Below are 22,034 nucleotides of genomic sequence, written 5' to 3'. Positions count from 1 at the left end.
AATTTAGGATTTAAAATGAGCGAACAAGATAAAAACGTAAAACTTTCTGATAACGAACGTTTGAAAAGAGAAAGTAACTTTTTACGTGGCACCATAGAGCAAGACTTAAAAGATGAAATTACCGGTGGTTTTACAGCCGATAACTTCCAACTTATACGTTTTCACGGTATGTACCAGCAAGATGACCGCGATATACGCCCTGAGCGCGCAAAGCAAAAGCTAGAGCCGCTGCACAACGTAATGCTACGTGCACGTATGCCTGGCGGTATTATCAAGCCTGAGCAATGGCTAGCAATTGATAAATTTGCCGATGAAAAAACAAGCTACGGCAGTATTCGTTTAACAACACGTCAAACGTTTCAATTTCATGGTGTATTAAAGCCAAATATTAAAGGCATGCACCAAATGCTTAATAGCGTTGGCATTGACTCTATTGCCACTGCAGGCGATGTAAACCGTAACGTACTATGTACGACTAACCCTGTTGAGTCAGAGTTACATCAAGAAGCGTATGAGTGGGCTGCAAAAATTTCTGAGCATTTACTTCCAAAAACGAAAGCATACGCTGAAATTTGGTTAAATGGCGAAAAAGCAGAAACTACTGAAGAGCCAATTTTAGGTTCTAACTACCTACCGCGTAAGTTTAAAACCACGGTTACTATTCCGCCTAACAACGAAGTTGATGTGCATGCGAATGACTTAAACTTTGTTGCTATTGCTGAAGATGGCAAGCTTGTTGGTTTTAACGTACTTGTAGGTGGTGGCCTTGCTATGACCCACGGTGATACGGCTACGTATCCGCGTAAAGCTGACGACTTTGGTTTTATTGCCCTAGAAGACACTTTAAAAATTGCTGAGCACGTTGTATCAGTGCAGCGCGATTGGGGTAACCGTTCTAACCGTAAAAATGCAAAAACTAAATACACACTAGACCGTGTTGGGTCTGACGTATTTAAAGCGGAAGTAGAAAAACGTGCCGGTGTAAGCTTTGCACCAAGCCGCCCTTATGAGTTTACTCACCGTGGCGATCGTATTGGTTGGGTAGAAGGCATTGATGGCAAGCACCACCTTACGCTATTTATACAAAGTGGCCGTATTTTAGACTACCCAGGTAAGCCATTAAAAACAGGTTGTCGTAAAATTGCAGAAGTGCACCAAGGCGATATGCGCATGACGGCTAACCAAAACTTAATTATTGCCGGTGTGCCTGCCGATCAAAAAGCAGTTATTGAAGAAATTGCCCGTAACCACGGCCTAATTGATGACAAAGACACTGAGCAACGTAAAAACTCAATGGCGTGTGTAGCATTGCCAACGTGTCCGCTTGCTATGGCCGAAGCTGAGCGTTACTTACCAAGCTTAATTGAAAAAACCGAAGCACTACTTGCTAAGCATGGCATACCTGATGACAGCATTATTATGCGTGTTGTAGGTTGTCCTAACGGTTGTGGCCGCGCAATGCTTGCAGAAGCTGGTTTAGTAGGTAAAGGCCCTGGTAAATACAACGTTTACCTAGGCGGTAATTTAGAAGGTACACGCATTCCTAAACTGTACCTAGAAAACGTAGGTGAAGATGTTTACCTAGACGCGTTTGATAAGCTGATTGGCCAGTGGGCAAGTGAGCGAAACGACGGTGAATGTTTTGGTGACTTTGTAATTCGCAAAGGCATTGTTGCTGAAGTAAAAGTATCAGTAACCGATTTTCACGCTTAATTAAATACCCACGCGGAGCGTGGGTGAGGTTTAAAATTGACCATGAGTGAATTTAAAAACATATTACAGCTTGATAAGCAAAGCCAAGCGGCATTGCTTGCAGATGCAAACGGCATACTTGCACCAATGAGTGCGGAGCAGCGTGTTGCATGGGCACTAGAGAACTTACCCGATACAGCTTTTTTATCATCAAGCTTTGGTATTCAAGCGGCGGTCATGCTGCATTTAGTAACATCTCAGCGTCCTGATATTCCTGTGGTATTAACCGATACGGGTTATTTATTTCCAGAGACGTATCAGTTTATTGAGCAAATGACAGCGCGCCTATCACTTAATTTACAGGTGTATAAAGCTGAGCTAAGCCCTGCATGGCAAGAAGCTAAATACGGTAAATTATGGGAACAAGGCGAGGACGGTATTAAGCAATATAATCAGCTTAATAAAGTAGAGCCCATGACCCGCGCATTAAAAGAAATTGGTGCCGGTACCTGGTTTAGCGGCCTGCGCCGTGACCAATCGTCGACCCGTGCAGATAAACAGTTTGTTGAGATAAGCCGAGGTACGGTAAAAGTGTACCCGATTATTGAATGGTCAAACCGCGATGTATATCAATACCTTACCAAGCATGATTTACCTTACCACCCATTATGGGAGCAAGGTTATGTGTCGATGGGTGATGTGCATACTACGCGTAAACTTGAGCCAGGTATGAGCGAAGAAGAAACGCGCTTTTTTGGTTTAAACCGCGAATGCGGGCTGCATATTGACGGCGATGGTATTTAAAAAAAAGCGAATGCTAAACAACTATTTAAACGCAACTTAGGTTGCGTTTTTTATTGCAAAAAAATTGCCTGATTAAGTATTTTTTATTAGACTTGCCTTTCAAGGATTCATTTTTAAGCAGGAACGCTATGAAATACTTCACCTACTTGGCAATATCAGTCATGATCATTGCTGTTATCTCTTTGTTTTACCTAAAAAAGCCAGATGGCCAAACATGGCTTTCTAGTTCATCTATTAGTGCTGAATCTCACAAAATTAAAGAAAAAATGGTCGCGTTATCTAGCAATACGCTTAATCAGGCAGTGCAAGGCGCAAAACAAGCAGGCGATAAAATTGCTCAGAGTGTAAACAATGATGCGGCGACAATTAAACCCGGTAGCAAAATTTATAAGTGGCAAGATAAAAACGGCCAATGGCATTTTTCAGATACGCCTAATGCAGATGGCAAAAGTATTGAGGTAAAACTTGATGCCCGTGATGTCACTGTTGTAGCCGCAGAAGACACCTCAATTTTGAGTAGCAGTGCAAGTACCTCAAAAAAGAGTATTCAACCACCTACACCAACCGTTTACAACGCTGAATCTATTCAAAAACTGTTTGAAGATGCCGAAAAGGCAAAGCAAAAATTAGAGCAGCGCAGTAAAGAGATGCAAAGTATAGGTGGGTACTAAATTTTTATTGTGCGCTTAGCATTAAAGCTTACTCAATATGAGGGGTTTTAATCGTGCGGGGTTTGTAATTAGTGAGCTGAGTTACTGCGCCTTCGTTATGCTAAGGGCTTATAACCAGTTAAAAGCAATACCAAGTTGCAATACTCGTTAATCATTTAGCGCATAAAAAAGCCTAGCGACTGCTAGGCTTTTTAGTTTTAAGTATATGATTAGTCAAGCATGTTACGTAAAACGTATTGTAGAATACCGCCGTGCTTGTAGTAATCCCACTCTTTAGGGGTATCTATACGTACATCGGCGCTAAAGCTGACTTTTTTGCCCTCAGCATTCGTGGCAATAATGCTTACTTCATTCGTTTTGTCGTACAAACCTTCAATATCAAACTGCTCTTGGCCAGTTAAATTTAATGATTCGTGGCTCTCACCCTCTTTAAACTGTAAAGGCAGTACACCCATACCAATGAGGTTAGAGCGGTGAATACGCTCATAACTTTGTGCAACCACCGCTTTTACACCTAATAAAAGCGAGCCTTTTGCTGCCCAATCGCGTGATGAACCGGTACCGTATTCTTTACCAGCTAACACAATTAATGGTGTGTTACTCTTTTCATATTCCATTGCGGCATCGTAAATGCTGGCAAGCTTGTCATCAGGTTGGGTGCGAGTAACGCCACCTTCTGTACCTGGTGCGAGTAAGTTTTTAAGCCTAACGTTCGCAAATGTGCCTCGCATCATCACTTCGTGGTTACCACGGCGTGAACCGTACGAGTTAAACTGCGCTTTTTCTACGCCTTTTTCCTGTAAGTAAATACCGGCTGGCGCTTCAGCTTTAATGGCCCCCGCAGGAGAAATATGGTCAGTGGTTACTGAGTCGCCAAGTTTAGCTAAACAACGCGCCCCTTCAATTGTTGGCACGCCTGGTGGTTCAACGCTCATGCCCTCAAAGAATGGTGCTTTTTTAATGTAAGTTGAGCCATCATCCCAATCATAGAGCTTACCATCAGGAATTTGGATTTTTTGCCAACGGCTGTCGCCTTCGTATACGTTGGCATAGCTTTTTTCGAACATTTCTCTGGTTACCGTTTTTTGTACTAGTTCGCTGACTTCGCTCACGCTTGGCCAAATATTTTTCAGGTAAATATCGTTACCGTTTTCATCTTGCGCTAATGGCTCGTTGTATACATCTATGTCTGTACGCCCTGCAATGGCATACGCTACCACAAGTGGAGGCGAGGCTAAAAAGTTCATTTTAACGTCTTGGTGTATACGCCCTTCAAAATTACGGTTACCCGATAAAATAGAGCTTACAACTAGCTTATGCTTTTGAATAGCTTCGCTAATTTCATCTGCTAGCGGGCCTGAGTTACCTATACACGTGGTACAACCATAACCGACCAAGTTAAAGCCTAAGCTTTCTAGGTCATCCATTAGGCCTGCTTTTTCAAGGTAGTCGGTTACCACTTGCGAACCGGGTGCAAGCGATGTTTTAACCCACGGTTTTACATTAATACCCAGCTGTTTAGCTTTTTGAGCCACTAAGCCTGCGGCTAAAATAACACTGGGGTTAGAGGTATTTGTACAGCTTGTAATAGCGGCAATAACACAGGCGCCATCGTTTAGTTCAAATTCTTGGCCTTTAAACTTCACTTTGGCTGCACCCATAAACTGCGCTTCGTCTACCGGTTCATCTGGGTTGGTTGTTGGGCCTTCACTTTCAATGCGCGCTTCTTCAATATCGCTTTTATCACGACGAGCCATACGCTCATCTTGGAAACCTTTTAGGTGCTGGCCTATCACATCACCGGCTTTATCAAGTGTAATTCTGTCTTGTGGGCGTTTAGGGCCTGCAAGGCTAGGTACTACGTCGTCTAATTTAAGCTCAAGGGTGTCTGTGTAATGTGCTTCGTCGCCTTCATGGCGCCATAAGCCTTGGTGTTTAGCGTAGTCTTCAATCAGTTTGAGGTGATCTTCATCGCGGTTCGTTAAACGCAGGTAGTTAATTGTTTCATCATCAATGGGGAAAATACCACATGTTGCACCGTACTCTGGCGCCATGTTGGCAATGGTCGCTCTATCGGCGAGCGGTAAATCAGCTAGGCCGTCACCATAAAACTCAACAAATTTACCCACTACGCCGTGGTTACGTAGCATTTCGGTAACGGTGAGCACTAAATCGGTAGCTGTGGTGCCCTCGGGTAAGCGGCCATTTAATTTAAAGCCCACTACCTGAGGAATAAGCAAGCTAATTGGTTGCCCAAGCATGGCTGCTTCGGCTTCAATACCACCTACGCCCCAGCCTAGCACACCTAAACCATTAATCATGGTGGTGTGCGAATCAGTCCCTACAAGGGTGTCTGGGTAGGCTATTGATTTTCCGTTTTCACTGTCGTTAAAAACAACACGCGCTAAAAACTCTAAGTTTACTTGGTGCACAATACCTGTAGCTGGTGGCACTACTTTTAAATTATCAAAAGCAGTTTGCCCCCAGCGTAAAAATTCGTAGCGCTCTTTATTTCGTTCGTATTCTAGCTTGGCATTTAAATCAAACGCACCGTCGTCACCATAGCCATCTACTTGTACTGAGTGGTCAATTACAAGTTCAGCAGGAGAAAGCGGGTTTATTTTTGCAGGATCGCCACCTAGCTTTTCCATTGCATCACGCATGGCAGCTAAATCAACAATGGCGGGAACACCTGTAAAGTCTTGCATTACCACACGTGCCGGCGTAAAGGCCACCTCAGCTGAGGGCTTTGCTTTAGGGTCCCAGTCAAGAAGGGCTTGAATGTCTTGTTCTTTTATATTTACGCCATCTTCATTGCGTAATAGGTTTTCTAGTAATACTTTGAGAGAAAAGGGCAATCGCTTTGCTTTGTCGCCTAATCCTTTAAGTGAGTGAATATGGTATTGCTCGCCATTAATCGTTAATTGTTGTTGGGTGTCGAAACTATTCATTTTTTGCCCCTTTGATAGTTAGGATTATGTCCTTGATAAAATAACGTGTTTATTTGCCAATAGTTTGCAAAGTGCATACCAGAGATAATAAATATGACAAATCAGGCTAAAAAGCAGGTAGCGCAATGCATGTTTTTTAGACAGTACTAAGTATAGAAATGCTACCTAAAATTGTTTTTTCAAGTAGCAAAATAATGAGTTTACAAAAGGGGGGGAAGTTAGTTCAACCAACCTTGTTGTTTTCTTTTTATACTTAAATATAAAAGCAAAAACGCAATAACAATCACTAAAATAGGCATAAACACCGCGCTTACCCCCAGCATTTTAATGCTATTTATCACAATGAAATTATAAAATTGCTGAATAAATATCGCTACCAACGATAGCGCAAAGGTAGGCGTTGCAAATGCATTTTTGGCCAATAGTAGTATGCAGCCAAGGGTGCCACCAAATACCGCTACAGCAAACGCAATGGTAGACCATAAAGGCACGTTTGAATATGCAGCTTGTTGATCTAGCGGAAGTTTACTTATCATCTCGGGGGTCATCATAAGGTGCATTATAAATGCAAACACACCTAATAAATTCCAGATAAGTGCTGCCCACAGGGCGGGTTTAAACCAATTGGGTATGGCTGAGGTTGTCATATTATTACCTTGTTTTTATTGTATTTTACGAGGTAATTAAAGAGCAAAAAGGCTAACTGTTCAAGCTAGCCTATACATATAATAAAAATGGCACAAAGCGCTAATGGCTAGCCAAATGAGATAGGGCGGCGCCCTGTATTTTCATCAACCTTTGGCTTTTTAGTGCGCTTTCTTTTATTTTTTGCCGGCTTTTGAGCTGTTTCATTAGGTGTTTTTTCTGGCTGCGGCTGGGTTGTTGCCACTGGGCGCTCTACAGGAGTCGCATCTTCACTTAAAGTGAGTTGAAAAAGCTCGCCATCAAATTCAAGTACATCGCCACTGTATAATTTTTTCCGTTTTATTGTACATATTTCATGGTTAACCCCAACATAGCCTTGCGCTATTAGGTTTTTAGCTTGGCCGCCACCTTCTACTAAATCGAGTACTTTTAGTAATTTACAAAGCTCTATAGGTTCTTCTTCAAGTTCAATTTCAATGTATTCTTCTGACATGGTTATCTCTGTTGGTGGCGCATAAGCAGCAAGTATAAAGGCTTGCACTGTTTTTTGCACCTAGCAAGCTCGCCCTAGTGGGATAAAAAAGAGTGATAAATATAAAACTTTTTTCAACTTTAAAAAAACTGCAGCATCTGATGCGTATGCTCTAGCAAAAATTTGGTGTGCTATTTGCTATTGCTTTGGCAAATAAAAAATCGTACCTAAAACATGGTAATTATTTCACCGTTTTAATTGTTTAGGTCTGCATATAATTGGAGCAGTAAATGGGCATAAGATTAGCAATGAAAAAAGAGCTAATGGGCTTAGATAATTCAGATATGCTGACAGCAGATGATGTAAGAGCTCACTTAGCTAATTCGGTAAAAACACAAAAAGAGCAAGATGAACGCGGCTTTTCGGTTATTTCTAAGTTTAACGATACGCACAGTCGACTAATTAGTGGCGATCCACTTAAAAAATCAAAACTGGAATTTGAACGCCATCGCTTATTTAACGAAGTTTTATATACGCGCCAAAGTGTAGATGCCTGGTTAGACAGCCAAACAAATTATACCAACGTACAATAATACTTAATTAAGCACATGAGTATTAAGTTGCTATAGATAGTTTCCTCCAATAGACTACAATTGTAATCATTGGAGGTAACTATGAAAAATGGCATTTTAATCTGTATGTGGGTAATTTTATTAACTGCGTGCCAACAACCTACCGTTTATGTTTTTAGTGAAAACTTGCAAGATGAGCAGCGCAAGCAGCTCGATGCTGCGCTAAAAGCACAAAATCTTCCTTATGAATACGTAGCGCTAGAAATCCCATCTACCTTTGGTGAGGCAACTTTGCTTTTATCAAGCGATAAAATTTATTCCAAAGAGACAGAACGACTTGCGTCCATAATGCAAGCGCTCGGGTATGAGCCACAAGTTAACTATACAACGCGTTCAAATCATTTTTATGGCGATGGCAATATAGGCTTTTATCTAAAAAATGCAGTGGCGGGGTCAACCTTTGTTATGCCTAAAAAGTTACGAACAACCCAATGCAGCGAAGACAAGTACAATGATTTAGCGGTTAGATTTTCAAATGAACACGCTGACTTTACCTTACCCAGTGGCGCTGTTGTAAGGTTAGGTTGGGAGTTTTTATATGGTTATGTTGTTATTTATTATAAAACCTACTCGCAAACATATAGCCACTCACAGCCGCTTGTAGCAACGCCATTTGGCGCCAAGCCATCCGATACGTATACATTTACGGCGCATGTTAATCACCCCAGCTGGCTTGATTGCTCACTACAAATTGTTTATATGAACTGAGGGATAGAGTTAACCGTGGGTTTCTATGTGCTCACTCAGCTTTGCAATTCGCAGGCTCATACCTTCTATGATTCTATCTTTAATTTTTTCGCGTATTACATTAGGCAAGCGAGTAAGTGCCTCTGGGGTAATGGCAAGTACTATGGTGTCGGTTTTAGCGCGAGCGCTCGTACTGCGCTCGCGGTTATTAATAAATGCGCCTTCACCGATAAACTCACCGGGCTCTATAGTGCCAAGCTCCAGCAAGTGGTTATGTTTAAAAACAAGTAATGCACCGCTTAATACAATGTATAAGCGTTTGTCGTTATCGTATTGTTTAAATAAAAACTGATGCTGGTTAATTAAATACAATAACCCAAACGACTCTAATAACACTTGGCGTTCAGCAAGGGTGAAGTCTTTAAAAAAGTGCAATCTATTCACTATTTCCATTTGTTTAAATAATGGAATGTGTTCTATTAATTTCATCCTAGGGCCAACGAGTAACAGTAGAAACTAGCTAATATTGCGCTCTTTTAATTTGCGGGTCAACGTGTTGCGCCCCCAGCCAATTTTTATGGCTGCATCTTGTTTATGGCCAGAGCAATTAGCCAGTGCTGTTTTTATAAGGCGAGTTTCAAGCTGAGCTTGAATATCGGGCCAAATGTTTTCTTTACCTTGCTTAAGCTCTTGATTGAGCCATTGCTGAAACGCATCAAGCCAATCACCTTCTTGTTGAACAGGCGCAGCATCAATGATCTCTGGTGGTAGGTCTTGCTCACTTACTAATTCACCAGGGGCCATAACGGTTAACCAGCGACAGGTGTTTTCAAGCTGGCGAACATTACCAGGCCAGCTAAATAGCCTAAGCTGCTCTGTGGCTTTTGGGCTTAGTACTTTACTTTCTACTTGTAGGTCTTTTGCGCTTTTGTGTAAAAAGTGCTGCGCTAGGCGTTCAATGTCTTCAGTTCTTTCTCTAAGAGCCGGTAAACGAAGGCGCACAACGTTTAAACGATGAAATAAATCGTCCCTAAATTTACCCTGTTTTACTAAATCTTCTAAATTTTGATGCGTTGCAGCAATAATGCGTACATCTACTTTAATACTTTGGTGCCCGCCCACACGGTAAAATTCACCATCGGCGAGTACGCGTAATAAACGTGTTTGCACATCCAGTGGCATATCGCCAATTTCATCTAAAAACAGTGTGCCGCCATTGGCTTGTTCAAAGCGGCCTTTACGAACGCTATCGGCACCAGTAAATGCGCCTTTTTCGTGGCCAAATAATTCAGACTCTACAAGCTCTTTTGGAATAGCGGCCATGTTTAATGCAATAAACTGGTTTTCTTTACGTGGGCTATGGTTATGTAAGGCACTGGCTACAAGCTCTTTACCTGTGCCTGACTCACCATTAATTAGTACGCTCATACTTGAAGCCGACAGTTTACCTATCGCTCTAAACACTTCCTGCATCGCAGGGGCTTCGCCAATAATGTGCGCGCTTTTAGGCGGAACTTGTTTACGCTTAGTTTTTTTAGTTGAGTTTGCTCTACAGGCACTTTCGATTAATGCCACGGCTTCGTTTAAATCAAATGGCTTGGCTAAGTACTCAAACGCGCCTTTTTGAAATGCGTTAACTGCTGAGTCTAAATCTGAGTGGGCGGTCATTATAATAACCGGCAGCCCAGGGTTTTGCTCTGCTATGAGTTCAAGCAATGCCATGCCGTCCATGCCTGGCATCCGTACGTCAGATACCAACACGGTTGGCTGGCTAAATTTTAGCGCGCTTAACACGTCTTGCGCATTTGCAAAGCTTTCTGCTTCAAACCCTGCGCGTGTCAGCGCTTTTTCTAATACAAAGCGAATTGATGCGTCATCATCTACAAGCCAAACTGTTTTCATGCCAACTCCAAAACATTAATCTGCAAAAGGCAGATAGATATTAAATTCAGTATGGCCAGGCCAGCTATCACAGTCTATATAACCGTCGTGCTGATCTATGAGCGTTTGTGCGATTGAAAGCCCTAGCCCTGAGCCACCTTCTTTGTTGGTGATCATCGGGTAAAACAATGTTTCGCGAACGCTAGGGTCTATGCCTGGTCCATTATCAGAAACCTGGATCAACAAGGCTTTTTTAGGGGCTTTTCCGGGGCGGCGATACTGATGATTAATGCGGGTTTTTATTTTTATTTCACCGCCATCAACTAACGCCTGTTGAGCATTGCGTACAATATTAAGTACAACTTGCTGAACCTTGCCTTGGTCAATAAACACATCAGGGATACTTGGGTCGTAATCTTTAACTAGACTAATATTTTTACAATTATCTAATGTGCTTAATTTAACAACCGACTCAAGTGTTTGGTGAATATTGCCATACGACTTTTGCGGAAGCTGATTTGGCCCAAGTAGCCTATCAACTAATTCGCGTAATCGGTCGGCTTGCTCAATTATAAGCTCAGCGCATTCGTCCCTTTCTTGTTGATCTACCTCATACTGCAATAACTGCGCCGCTCCGCGTATTCCCCCTAAAGGATTTTTAATTTCGTGAGCAAGCCCTCTAATTAAATTTCGTGCCGCTTGATATTGATGCATTTGGTTAGAGGCTTTGTCGTGTTTTATTTCTTCATCGGTTTTACGGCACTCAAGTAAAATATAGCGTTCGTTTTTAAACTTAACTTGGCGCGATGTAATAGCTATTTTTGCATGGCGAGAATCTATAAAGACCACGTCAGCTCTGTGCTGGCTGCAATCTACACCATCAATAAGTGAGTACTGGGCTATGCGCTCTAAATCCACAGAATGGTAATTAAATAAGCTGTTAAAGGTTTGCCCAATAATGCGCTTTTTACCCAAGCCGAGTAGTTCGCTGGTGCTGGTGTTGGCATAAACAAGGGTAAAATTTTTATCAAGTAACATGACCGATGTAGTTTGATTTTGCCAAATGGCATTGAGAAGTTCAGGGCTAAAATTTTGTTCGTTTGACATCTTTGCACCACTTTAGTGCGTTAATATTTGCAAGCAAGTTTTAATCAGTAAATACTGCTGCGCTAATTTTGCTTCATGAGACATTGTACTTAGTTTACAGCCTTTCTTTGCATCACAAAGGTACTGGGCTGACTGATAGCAATGGCTTGATTTTGTTTATTATAAAGTTTGAGATACAAAGTATGAGCTCCGTTTTCTACATCCCGTATAGCAAACGTTGATAAATCGCTTGCGGGCCCATAAGCGTTACCGTTTAAAAATAGCTGTATGGTAAAGCCAGCTTCAAAACGCGGTGTTATGCGGCTTGTTACGTACACCGAGCCGGTGTTTTCGCGTACGGTTTGGTTATGTGTAGGCGACGATATCATAATTTGAAAACGGTTAGGGTGCGTTGGTTGTGGTGAACCAGGGGGGTGTTTATCGGTCTCAGACAGGGTAAGATCTTGGCTGCTTAGTTTTATTTCGTGCGCGCCACTACGTGGTGTATCTGAGAACACTAAAACACCATTTTTATCTTTCCAAGCATAAATTTTCTTATTGCCTGCATAACTATAAATGCTTAATCCTAAAGCAAAAAATAGTAATAATATCCTGTAATTCACATTGCTACCCTGCATATTTTGTAATTACATAACTTTAGTGGAGATAACCCTAATTTACCATAAAAAAAAGCCCGCTAAGCGGGCTTGAGAACACACATTTATTATCTTATCGATAATTTTGTCTACGGCGTATTAAACGCTGTAGTACATTTCAAACTCAACTGGGTGAGTTGTCATGTTAAGTTTTTCAACTTCTTGAGATTTAAGTGCAATGTATGCATCGATTAAATCATCAGTAAATACGCCACCTTGTGTTAAGAATTCACGGTCAGCACTAAGTGCTTCTAGCGCTTCATCTAGTGAAGATGCAACTTGTGGAATTTCTGCTGCTTCTTCTGCTGGTAGGTCGTATAAATCCTTGTCCATAGCATCGCCAGGGTGGATCTTGTTTTTGATACCGTCAAGGCCAGCCATAAGCATTGCAGAGAAAGCAAGGTATGGGTTAGCAGTTGGATCTGGGAAGCGTACTTCGATACGACGACCTTTTTCAGATGGTACAACTGGGATACGGATTGATGCAGAACGGTTACGTGCAGAGTATGCAAGCATTACCGGTGCTTCAAAACCTGGTACTAAACGTTTGTACGAGTTAGTTGAGGCATTTGCAAACGCATTGATTGCTTTAGCGTGCTTAATAATACCGCCAATGTAGTAAAGTGCATCTTCAGAAAGACCACCGTACTTATCACCAGCAAAAAGGTTAACACCGTCTTTTGCTAAAGATTGGTGACAGTGCATACCAGAACCGTTATCGCCTACAACAGGCTTAGGCATAAATGTGGCCGTTTTTCCGTAAAGGTGGGCCATGTTATGAATAACATATTTCATCTCTTGGATTTCATCCGCTTTTAATACCATTGTATTAAAGCGAGTTGCGATTTCGTTTTGACCCGCTGTTGCAACTTCGTGGTGATGCGCTTCTACTACTTGGCCTAGTTCTTCAAGTACTAAACAAGTAGCTGAACGCCAATCTTGTGAAGAGTCAACTGGTGAACATGGGAAGTAACCACCTTTAACACCTGGGCGATGACCTGTGTTACCACCTTCGTAGTCTTTATCTGAGTTCCATGCTGCTTCAACAGCATCAATTTTGTACATAGAACCTGACATATCTGACTTGTATTTAACATCATCAAATAGGAAGAATTCTGGCTCAGGGCCAAATAAAACTGTATCTGCGATACCGGTAGATTTCATGTACTCTTCAGCGCGTTTAGCAACTGAACGAGGGTCACGCTCGTAACCTTGTAGTGTAGATGGCTCTACAACATCACAACGTACGATTAGCGTAGCTTCTTCTGTGAATGGGTCTAATTTTACTGAATCAGCTACTGGCATAAGTACCATGTCTGATTCGTTAATGCCTTTCCAACCTGCAATTGAAGAGCCGTCGAACATTTTGCCGTCTTCAAAAAAATCTTCATCTACTTGGTGATGAGGAATAGAAACATGTTGTTCTTTACCTCTAGTATCAGTAAAGCGTAAATCAATGAACTTAACGTCATTTTCTTTAATAAAATCTAAAACCGATTGTGACATGTGTCCTCCAACTGTTGGGTTTTATTATTGCTGCATTAAATGCTTTGGTTTTTTAGTAAGCCGATTTTATGCCATTATTTTAACTTGCTGTTTATTAAGTTAAAAATTATGGTTGCACAAAAGTGGCCACGCGCTTTGCACTTTTGTGGTGCGTAAAATATCCACATTGGTGCAAAAATTTCACGCTCGATTCTGCACGTATTTTAATCACCTAAATCAGCTTAACTTAAATAGTAAATAGTGCCAAAGCAATCAACAAATTAGCTAAAAAACGACAATTTATGTAATTTGTCGAAATTTATTTCATATAATTGTCATATAAAAAACAGATACTTAGTAAAAGTATTAAGAAAGTTTTTAAAATTGTATTGGATAAACTTTCATCCATGTCATTAATGAGGGATAATATGCGCCCTTTTAAATCCTATGCTGGGACATCTGGTGAAAACGCAGATGAGTGCGTAGATCTTGCAGGATCAATGAGAATAAACTTCTCTGAGTAAAAATATGAGCATCGAACAGTTAAGAAATATAGCGATTATCGCGCACGTTGACCACGGTAAAACGACATTGGTTGACAAACTACTTGAGCAATCAGGTACATTAGAAACACGCGGCGGTAACGAAGAGCGTGTGATGGACTCAAACGACATTGAGAAAGAACGTGGTATTACCATTTTGGCTAAAAACACAGCCATTTCTTGGAAAGACTACCATATCAATATCGTAGATACCCCGGGACACGCCGATTTTGGTGGTGAAGTTGAACGCGTACTTTCGATGGCTGACTCAGTATTATTACTTGTTGATGCTCAAGAAGGTCCAATGCCGCAAACGCGTTTCGTAACGCAAAAAGCATTCGCGCAAGGCTTAAAGCCAATTGTTGTTATCAACAAAATCGACAAGCCAGGTGCACGTCCTGATTGGGTTATGGATCAAATCTTTGATTTATTCGACAACCTTGGTGCAACTGACGAACAGCTAGACTTTAAAGTAATCTACGCTTCAGCAATCAACGGTTGGGCTACACTAGATTTAGACGAGCCGTCTGACAACATGGAACCTATGTTCCAAATGATCGTTGATGAAGTATCACCACCGGATGCAGATCCTGAAGGTGACTTCCAAATGCAGATTTCTCAGCTTGATTACAACTCTTATAAAGGTGTAATCGGTATCGGCCGTATCAAACGTGGTTCTGTTGTGCCTAACCAGCAAGTAACGATTGTTAGTGCTGATGGCTCTACGCGTAACGGCAAAATTGGTTCAGTACAAAGCTACCTAGGTCTTGAGCGTATCGAAACAGATAAAGCTTACGCTGGTAACATTGTAACGGTAACAGGTCTTGGCGAGCTTAAGATTTCAGACACTGTTTGTTGTCCTAACAACGTTGAAGCATTACCACCACTAAGTGTTGATGAGCCAACAGTAACAATGACGTTCTCTGTAAATAACTCTCCTTTCTGTGGTAAAGAAGGTAAGTTTGTAACATCACGTAATATTCGTGAGCGTTTAGACAAAGAATTAGTACATAACGTTGCACTTCGTGTTGCTGATACTGACAACCCAGATAGCTTCCGCGTATCGGGCCGTGGTGAATTACACCTTGGTATCTTAATCGAAAACATGCGTCGTGAAGGTTACGAGCTAGCTGTATCTCGTCCAGAAGTAATCTTACGCACTGTTGATGGCGTATTAGAAGAACCGTACGAAACACTAACAATTGACTGTGAAGAAGAGCATCAAGGTTCTATCATGGAGCAAATTGGTCTTCGTAAAGGTGAACTTACTGATATGGCACCAGATGGTAAGGGCCGTATGCGTTTAGACTTTATGATCCCAAGCCGTGGCTTAATCGGTTTCCAAACTGAGTTCATGACGTTAACTTCAGGTTCTGGTTTACTTTACCATACATTCGATCACTACGGTCCACACAAAGGTGGCGAGCTAGGTGTTCGTAAGAACGGTGTAATGATTGCAAATGCTACAGGTAAAGCACTTACTAACGCATTATTCAACTTACAAGAGCGTGGTAAATTATTCATCGGTCACGGTGTTGAAGTTTACGAAGGTATGGTTATCGGTATTCATAGCCGTGATAACGACCTTACAGTTAACGCACTTAAAGGTAAGCAACTTACTAACGTTCGTGCATCTGGTACAGATGAAGCACAAACATTGACGCCACCATTGAACTACACACTTGAGCAAGCGCTTGAGTTTATCGATGATGACGAGTTAGTAGAAGTAACACCTGAGAACATTCGTATTCGTAAGCGTCACTTAACTGAAAGTGAGCGTAAGCGTGCGGGTCGTGCTCCAAAATCATAATCTATTAATTTAGAGTAATGGTTTAAAAGCCGCTGTATTTTGCAATACAGCGGCTTTTTTGTGGGTTAAAACAAGAGTTGTAAGTTGTACGAACTGTGATCATACCGCTAAAAGCGCAGCGCCTCTTATTCTCTTTGTGAATAATTCACTTAAAAAATATTTGCACAAGGAGAAGGGAATGAGAAGTAAAAGAGTCAAAGCTTAATCAATCGATAATGCAAAGCATCTGTCATTGTTGGTAGGGTATTTTTTCGTTGGGTTTCGCTACGCTCAACCCAACCTACATCTCAACTATTTATTAGTGGTTACTTTTTGGCAGTAGAGCGGCTTTTCCAAATACGTCAGTGTTTATAGTTCGTTCTATAGTGAAACTGCCACAGTGTATTTATCTCTAAAAGCGCAGCGTCTCTTATTCTCTTTGTGAATAATTTACTTAAAAAATATTTGCACAAGGAGAAGGGAATGAGAAGTAAAAGAGTCAAAGCTTAATCAATCGATAATGTAAAGCATCTGTCATTGTTGGTAGGGTATTTTTTCGTTGGGTTTCGCTACGCTCAACCCAACCTACTTCTCAACTATTTATTAGTGATTACTTTTTGGCAGTAGAGCGCCTTTTCCAAATACGTCAGTGTTTATAGTTCGTTCTATAGTGAAATTGCCACAATGTATTTATCTCTAAAAGCGCAGCGCCTCTTATTCTCTTTGTGAATAATTTACTTAAAAAAATTTGCACAAGGAGAAGGGAATGAGAAGTACAAGAGTCAAAGCTTAATCAATCGATAACGCAAAGCATCTGTCATTGTTGGTAGGGTGTTTTTTCGTTGGGTTTCGCTGCGCTCAACCCAACCTACTTCTCAACTATTTATTAGTGGTTACTTTTTGGCAGCAGGGTAATTTTGCCAAAGACATCTGCGTCTATAAAACCGCGGTTTCTGTCGCCATTGACTGGCTGTACTTCGTGAGAGCCCATAAAGTGCTCGCGTACTTTGCTGCCATCGTTATCGCAATACGCTAGCATAAAGCCAATGACTTGTTTTTCATTAAGCGTAATGGGCGTGTTTACAGCGCCTTCTTGGTAATCGTTAGGGTAGAGCTTTATAGCAACTTCCCAGGTGATGTTATAAGGGGCTTGGGTATTACGCTTCCAGTTACTTGTTAAGTGGTCGGTGTATAAATGGGCTTTTTTATCGGGGCCGTAATCGGCGGCTTGGTTATCAAGGCCAATATGATATGCCAACGCGGTATGGTTAAACTGGTGAATACCACCTGACGCGTCGCTATCGATAAAAATTTCCAGCGCATCGTCATCCCAATATTTTACGGTCGGGTCTGGGTGCGTATCAATAAGTACATCGTCAGTTATATCAGCTTGTAAATACAGGTAGTTTTTATCCCACAGCAGGCGGTAGCGGCCTTTAAAGTCGGCATCTGATGAGGGCAAGGTGCCATCCATTAAATGCGGCATATCATGCCACGTTGCTTTATCCCATGCGCTTTCAGATACGCCATCAATAGTAATAGGGGTCGATGTGTGCGCTACATCAATGGCCATTACTGGGGCGCTTAATAAACAGCTTAAAGCTAATGCGTGTTTTTTCATTAATTTCTCAATGTTAATATGTATTTAGATATTACAATCATCCTAAAACAGTTCAGCAATGAGTTACAGTGAAATACTTTCGCCTTCGTTTAAAATATATAAAGGTGTGGTTGAAGCCATTTTATTGTGCATATGTAGTAACCTTAGCAGTGCTGAATGACTTGTCCGGTCGCCCATTTTCCAGCTTGAGTTACCATAGCCCCACGGTATCATTACTTTACAGTTAAGGTCACTAGCTGCATTTACAGCATCCTCTGGTGTGGTGTGTACATAACGATACCAAGTAGGGCTGTCTTCACTGTAATACGAGGCTATAGGCAGTAGGCATATGTCTATATCGCCATACTTTTGCTGAATGTCTTTAAAGTGTTTTGAGTAGCCGGTATCGCCTGCAAAAAACACGGTACTGCCGTTTTGCTCAAGCAACCAGCCATTCCATAGGTCTTTATCGTTATCTTCGTAAATAAAGGGCACCAATACACGGCTACTAAAGTGGTGCGCTGGTAGGGCATGAATCGTTAAATCATCAAGCTGTGTTTTTGCATACCAGGCCATTTCGCTAATGTTATAGCCACCAGTAGGGAAGTTGTCGGCCATACCTAATGGCGTTAAGTAGCGAGGTTGATTACCAAGCTCCCCTATATCGGCTTTATTAAAGTGATCGTAATGAATATGCGAGTACATCACTGCACTTAAGTTTTTAAGCTCGTTTTGTGTAAGCCAATCGCCGGGTTGCCTGTAAAACCCTGATGCTAACCTAAAGGCTAAATCAACAGGTGAGTCGAACTGCTCTTTTACAGGGTCAAATAGCACGTGTTGTCCGCTAGGTGTGCGGATCATAAACCCAGCGTGCCCTAACCAGCGCACGGTAAAGCCCGTATTTAAATTAATTGGCTTTTGCTCAGCAATAAATTGGCAATCTTCAGCGTCTTGTTTGCATTGTAATTTAGGGCTTGGCGGGTAGCAGCCGGTTTCGCAGGTGGTGGGGTAGGTTTTTTTGCCAGGGTAGAGGTTATAAAAGCGTCCTTTTCGCTCGCCTGTTTGATGTTGCGGGGTAAGCGTGCTTTCCCCTGCAATCACCTCAATGCGATTAGCGGTTTCGCAAGCGCTAAGCAATCCACAAATAAATACAAGGCTGGTGGTTTTTAGTTTCATTGTTGCTATCTATTATTATTTTTATAAAAGTATAACAACATCAAAAGATTAACAAATAGTTCAAAGGTAACAAAACGTAACAACAAAAAAGCCTGCAATATGCAGGCTTTGTTAGGCAGATTTTAATTGATTAGCCAGCGCTATTCATTTGCTCTATAAACTTGTTTGAATCGGCAATTGATTTATTCATGTCGTTCATCAGTACTTGAATATCACGCTTTAAATTAGTGAATTCGCCTTTAATAGCGGCAACCGCTTGTGCGTTTAAGTTATGCTTTAGGTACAGTACGTTATCTTGTAAAGACGATAGCACTGGTTCCATTTTGCTTTCTGCACTGCGCATAGAGCGAAGTAACTGGCTAAATTGGCGTTGTGTAGCCGCTAGTTTTTTACTGCTTTCGCGTTTAAGCGACGCGCTTTTGTATTGCTCAAGCTCATCGCTCCATTCATCAAATAAAGCTTCTGCTACATCTTCAACTTTATTAATATTGCTCGACACTTCATTAGCGGCTGCTAAGCTAGACTCATAATCGTCATTAAGTTGATTGTAGGCATCTTGTAACTCGCCGCCATCAAAATTAATTAAGGTTGTTAGGCGCTCAAGTGCTGATTGAAATTCTTCTTGCGACTCTTCTTGTGAATCTTTGGTTTCTTCTACGCGGTCAATAAGAATGTCGCGCTTATGTACACCTACTTTTTCCATTGCAGAATAATAGGCCGACTGACAGCCCGATAAAGTAAGCGTAATGGCCAGTACCGAGGCGCTAAGTAATGTTTGTTTTTTCATTTGGATCCCTATTTACCAGTAAGTGCTGTAAATTATGGTGCTGATTGCTATCATAATCAAAATTCGATTAGCACAAGTCAATTGTATGAATGATAAGCTCTCCCTTTATAAACAGCAAGCTATCTCCTTTTTAAGGCAACAGCCAAGCTGGTGGATGCAGTACGTTAACCGCTGTATAGACGATCAAATTACAGTGAATGCAGGCTACCTTGCCTATGTTACTTTGCTTTCTTTAGTGCCTTTGATAGCGGTAGGCGTGGCAATATTTTCGGCCTTCCCGGGGTTTGAGTCGACCCGCATAGCCATAGAAAGCTTTTTGTTTACTAACTTTGTACCTACCTCATCTGATGTTATTAAAGAGCATATAAGCTCCTTTGCTGGCAATGCGAACCAAATGACCGCCGTGGGTATTGGCTTTTTAGCGGCGATTGCATTGCTGCTTATACGTAATGTTGATGCCACGCTTAATCGCATTTGGCGTATTAAGAAAAAACGCCCCATGATGATCTCTTTTGCGGTTTATTGGATGGTATTGAGCTTAGGCCCCGTACTGCTAGGCGCAAGTATTGGTGTTACATCGTATATTGTTTCGTTAGTGTCGTTTGCCGATCAGGGCATTCCTGGGTTTAGTGGCTTTTTGTTAAAGCTGGTGCCTTATGGCTTTTCGATGATTGGCTTTTTAATGTTATACACTTTAGTGCCTAACACGCCTGTATCTATTCGGGCTGCGCTACCGGGGGCTCTTTTTGCGGCAGTATTATTTGAGCTGACTAAAAAAGGCTTTGCGCTTTATATTAGCCACTTTCCATCGTACGAAGTAATTTATGGCGCTGTTGCGACTATTCCTATTTTATTTGTGTGGGTGTATTTGTCGTGGGTGGTGGTGCTATTAGGGGCCGAATTTACCGCCTGTATAAGCCCTAATCATGTACCACAAACACCAGAAATAGACATTGATGAAGGACTAAAAACAGAGGAACGCAGTTAAATGCAAGGCTTAATACAACGTGTAAAAAGTGCCAAAGTAGAAGTTAACGACCAAGTTATAGGTGAAATTGGCCAAGGTATTTTATTGTTACTCGGTGTTGAAAAACCAGACGATGAGCAAGCCGCCGACAAGCTGCTGCATAAAGTAAGTAATTACCGAATATTTACCGATGAAAACGACAAAATGAACTTAAGCCTAAAAGATATAGGCGGTGAGTTACTCGTGGTGTCGCAATTTACATTAGCGGCTGATACTAAAAAAGGCATGCGCCCAAGCTTTTCATCGGCAGCCACACCTAGCCAAGCTAACGCGCTTTACGAGTACTTTGTAGCTCAAGCTAAAGCGCAAGGTATTAGTGTGGCAACGGGAGAGTTTGGCGCCGATATGCAAGTGAGCTTGTGTAACGATGGGCCTGTTACGTTTAACTTATTGGTTTAATTACCAGCTTTAGTAACAATAATAATATGATTCACAAAGCCCGCAATTTTATGCGGGCTTACTTTTACGCCAAACACATTAAATAATAATTGCTGTAACTGAATTAACTGCGACTCATGTTGCGATAAAAAGTTAATAAATAACGTGCCACCTGCGTTTAGCGCATCGTATATTTTTTGATAAAAAGCGCGTTCAAACAAAAATCGTGGTGCATCTATCTGGCTAAATAAATCAAGAATAATCCAGTCATGGTTATGTGCCTTGCTAAGTACATTTTGCGCGTCATCACACTGCACGTCACTTTGGTTTTTAAGAGCGAAAAAATCTGTATAGCAGGCAATTATATCTGCATTTTTTTCAACTGATGTTACGTGTGCCTGCGGGTAAGTGTATTGTAAGTAATTACGTATAGCGCCACCGCCAAGACCAAGTTCTAACACATGATTTGGCGGTGCTAAGGTTTGCCACTGCTTAGCTAAATAGGTTAAATGTGGAAATAGTAAGCGCTGTGGATTGTTAAGCTCTATCACCGATTGCAATGTATCGTTAATTAGCAGCCAGCGAAGCTGCCCGAATTGGCGAACCTGTATGTGATCGCCTGCATATTTATGCCAGTAAACTAGTTGCCCAATATCTTGGCTGTGACTAATAAAGTGGCTACTCACTACACCCGTTAAAGGGTTTATAAAATCGCTCATAACATTAAGGGCCTGTTGACCTTTCAGGATTAAAGTTTGTTCAATCTAGGGGGCGATTTAATCGCGGCGCGAGATTTGTAACCTGGTGGGCTAGGTAACTGCTCCTGCGTTACTCTACTGGCTTACACCCATGTAGGCAACAAAGAGTTAATTTTCTCTAGGCAGAACCCTTCGCTCAGTGCATGTTCAATCTCTAAAGGCCCAGCATAAACTAGCTGATGCGATGGGTAAAACAGTTATTTTTTTGCTTGCTTACCAAAGTCGTATTGGCAGTGTTTAAAAGATGGAGTATGGTATTTGCCATAATAATTCCAACCAACTTAATCTTTAATTTTCTAATGTAAAAACCAATGT

General features: G+C 41.5%; 20 protein-coding genes. 8 read left to right on the top strand and 12 right to left on the bottom strand.

The window, feature by feature from the left end; translation table 11 throughout:
* Positions 1–15: 15 nt before the first annotated feature.
* From cysI to MSC25_RS10070, 3 genes are all read left to right on the top strand, one after another.
* Positions 16–1,713 carry an assimilatory sulfite reductase (NADPH) hemoprotein subunit gene (gene cysI, locus MSC25_RS10080; RefSeq protein WP_024031990.1) on the top strand — a complete coding sequence of 566 codons (1,698 nt, stop codon included), beginning with the start codon at positions 16–18 and terminating at the stop codon, positions 1,711–1,713.
* A 42-nt stretch (positions 1,714–1,755) separates the two neighbouring features.
* Positions 1,756–2,496 (top strand): phosphoadenylyl-sulfate reductase, encoded by a 741-nt coding sequence (locus MSC25_RS10075; protein WP_004589442.1) that lies wholly within the window; start codon positions 1,756–1,758, stop codon positions 2,494–2,496.
* A 128-nt stretch (positions 2,497–2,624) separates the two neighbouring features.
* Positions 2,625–3,167: a DUF4124 domain-containing protein gene (locus MSC25_RS10070; RefSeq protein WP_024031991.1), complete on the top strand. Its 543-nt coding sequence runs from the start codon at positions 2,625–2,627 to the stop codon at positions 3,165–3,167.
* A 209-nt stretch (positions 3,168–3,376) separates the two neighbouring features.
* Here the strand turns inward: MSC25_RS10070 and acnA are convergent, their stop codons facing one another.
* From acnA to MSC25_RS10055, 3 genes are all read right to left on the bottom strand, one after another.
* Positions 3,377–6,118 (bottom strand): aconitate hydratase AcnA, encoded by a 2,742-nt coding sequence (gene acnA / locus MSC25_RS10065; RefSeq protein ID WP_024031992.1) that lies wholly within the window; start codon positions 6,116–6,118, stop codon positions 3,377–3,379.
* A gap of 218 nt (positions 6,119–6,336) precedes the next feature.
* A complete protein-coding gene (locus tag MSC25_RS10060; protein ID WP_248443309.1) occupies positions 6,337–6,765 on the bottom strand; it encodes a hypothetical protein in 429 nt (142 codons plus the stop codon).
* A 107-nt stretch (positions 6,766–6,872) separates the two neighbouring features.
* Positions 6,873–7,256: an RNA-binding S4 domain-containing protein gene (locus MSC25_RS10055; RefSeq protein ID WP_024031994.1), complete on the bottom strand. Its 384-nt coding sequence runs from the start codon at positions 7,254–7,256 to the stop codon at positions 6,873–6,875.
* A 269-nt stretch (positions 7,257–7,525) separates the two neighbouring features.
* Here MSC25_RS10055 and MSC25_RS10050 point away from each other — a divergent pair, with 269 nt between their 5' ends.
* The gene (locus tag MSC25_RS10050; RefSeq protein WP_004589447.1) at positions 7,526–7,828 is read left to right on the top strand and encodes a hypothetical protein; all 303 of its coding nucleotides are present in this window, start codon (positions 7,526–7,528) and stop codon (positions 7,826–7,828) included.
* A gap of 81 nt (positions 7,829–7,909) precedes the next feature.
* A complete protein-coding gene (locus MSC25_RS10045; RefSeq protein WP_248443308.1) occupies positions 7,910–8,575 on the top strand; it encodes a hypothetical protein in 666 nt (221 codons plus the stop codon).
* 9 nt (positions 8,576–8,584) lie between these two features.
* Here the strand turns inward: MSC25_RS10045 and MSC25_RS10040 are convergent, their stop codons facing one another.
* The 5 genes from MSC25_RS10040 to glnA form a co-directional block, all read right to left on the bottom strand.
* The gene (locus MSC25_RS10040; RefSeq protein ID WP_064386697.1) at positions 8,585–9,043 is read right to left on the bottom strand and encodes a cyclic nucleotide-binding domain-containing protein; all 459 of its coding nucleotides are present in this window, start codon (positions 9,041–9,043) and stop codon (positions 8,585–8,587) included.
* 27 nt (positions 9,044–9,070) lie between these two features.
* Entirely contained in the window at positions 9,071–10,456 is a 1,386-nt protein-coding gene (gene glnG / locus MSC25_RS10035) for a nitrogen regulation protein NR(I) (protein ID WP_004589451.1), read from the bottom strand.
* Positions 10,457–10,471: 15 nt separating this feature from the next.
* Positions 10,472–11,542 (bottom strand): nitrogen regulation protein NR(II), encoded by a 1,071-nt coding sequence (gene glnL, locus MSC25_RS10030; RefSeq protein WP_248443307.1) that lies wholly within the window; start codon positions 11,540–11,542, stop codon positions 10,472–10,474.
* Between the two features lie 89 nt (positions 11,543–11,631).
* Positions 11,632–12,144 carry a DUF4124 domain-containing protein gene (locus MSC25_RS10025; RefSeq protein ID WP_138685779.1) on the bottom strand — a complete coding sequence of 171 codons (513 nt, stop codon included), beginning with the start codon at positions 12,142–12,144 and terminating at the stop codon, positions 11,632–11,634.
* Positions 12,145–12,276: 132 nt separating this feature from the next.
* Complete coding sequence (gene glnA, locus MSC25_RS10020) at positions 12,277–13,683, bottom strand: glutamate--ammonia ligase (protein ID WP_024031998.1); 1,407 nt, start codon at positions 13,681–13,683, stop codon at positions 12,277–12,279.
* A gap of 507 nt (positions 13,684–14,190) precedes the next feature.
* Between glnA and typA the strand changes: the two genes are divergently transcribed.
* Entirely contained in the window at positions 14,191–16,014 is a 1,824-nt protein-coding gene (gene typA, locus MSC25_RS10015) for a translational GTPase TypA (RefSeq protein ID WP_004589455.1), read from the top strand.
* An 865-nt stretch (positions 16,015–16,879) separates the two neighbouring features.
* On the opposite strand, the gene MSC25_RS10010 is transcribed toward typA, so the two are convergent.
* The 3 genes from MSC25_RS10010 to MSC25_RS10000 form a co-directional block, all read right to left on the bottom strand.
* Positions 16,880–17,614 carry a CBM9 family sugar-binding protein gene (locus MSC25_RS10010; RefSeq protein ID WP_248443305.1) on the bottom strand — a complete coding sequence of 245 codons (735 nt, stop codon included), beginning with the start codon at positions 17,612–17,614 and terminating at the stop codon, positions 16,880–16,882.
* A 63-nt stretch (positions 17,615–17,677) separates the two neighbouring features.
* The gene (locus tag MSC25_RS10005; protein ID WP_248443304.1) at positions 17,678–18,769 is read right to left on the bottom strand and encodes an MBL fold metallo-hydrolase; all 1,092 of its coding nucleotides are present in this window, start codon (positions 18,767–18,769) and stop codon (positions 17,678–17,680) included.
* A 130-nt stretch (positions 18,770–18,899) separates the two neighbouring features.
* The gene (locus MSC25_RS10000; protein WP_004588426.1) at positions 18,900–19,556 is read right to left on the bottom strand and encodes a DUF2959 domain-containing protein; all 657 of its coding nucleotides are present in this window, start codon (positions 19,554–19,556) and stop codon (positions 18,900–18,902) included.
* 85 nt (positions 19,557–19,641) lie between these two features.
* On the opposite strand from MSC25_RS10000, the gene MSC25_RS09995 reads away from it, so the two are divergent.
* Positions 19,642–20,544, top strand: coding sequence for a virulence factor BrkB family protein (locus MSC25_RS09995; protein ID WP_248443303.1), 903 nt, complete (start codon positions 19,642–19,644; stop codon positions 20,542–20,544).
* Positions 20,545–20,982, top strand: coding sequence for a D-aminoacyl-tRNA deacylase (gene dtd / locus MSC25_RS09990; RefSeq protein WP_248443302.1), 438 nt, complete (start codon positions 20,545–20,547; stop codon positions 20,980–20,982). It abuts the gene before it with no gap.
* On the opposite strand, the gene MSC25_RS09985 is transcribed toward dtd, so the two are convergent.
* Complete coding sequence (locus MSC25_RS09985; protein ID WP_248443301.1) at positions 20,979–21,680, bottom strand: SAM-dependent methyltransferase; 702 nt, start codon at positions 21,678–21,680, stop codon at positions 20,979–20,981. The genes dtd and MSC25_RS09985 overlap by 4 nt on opposite strands.
* Positions 21,681–22,034 lie beyond the last annotated feature (354 nt).

It is taken from the genome of Pseudoalteromonas sp. 1CM17D, from assembly GCF_023161805.1.
GTDB lineage: Bacteria > Pseudomonadota > Gammaproteobacteria > Enterobacterales > Alteromonadaceae > Pseudoalteromonas > Pseudoalteromonas atlantica.
Note: the sequence above shows the minus strand (reverse complement) of the source record. Positions and strands in the feature narration are given on the sequence as shown.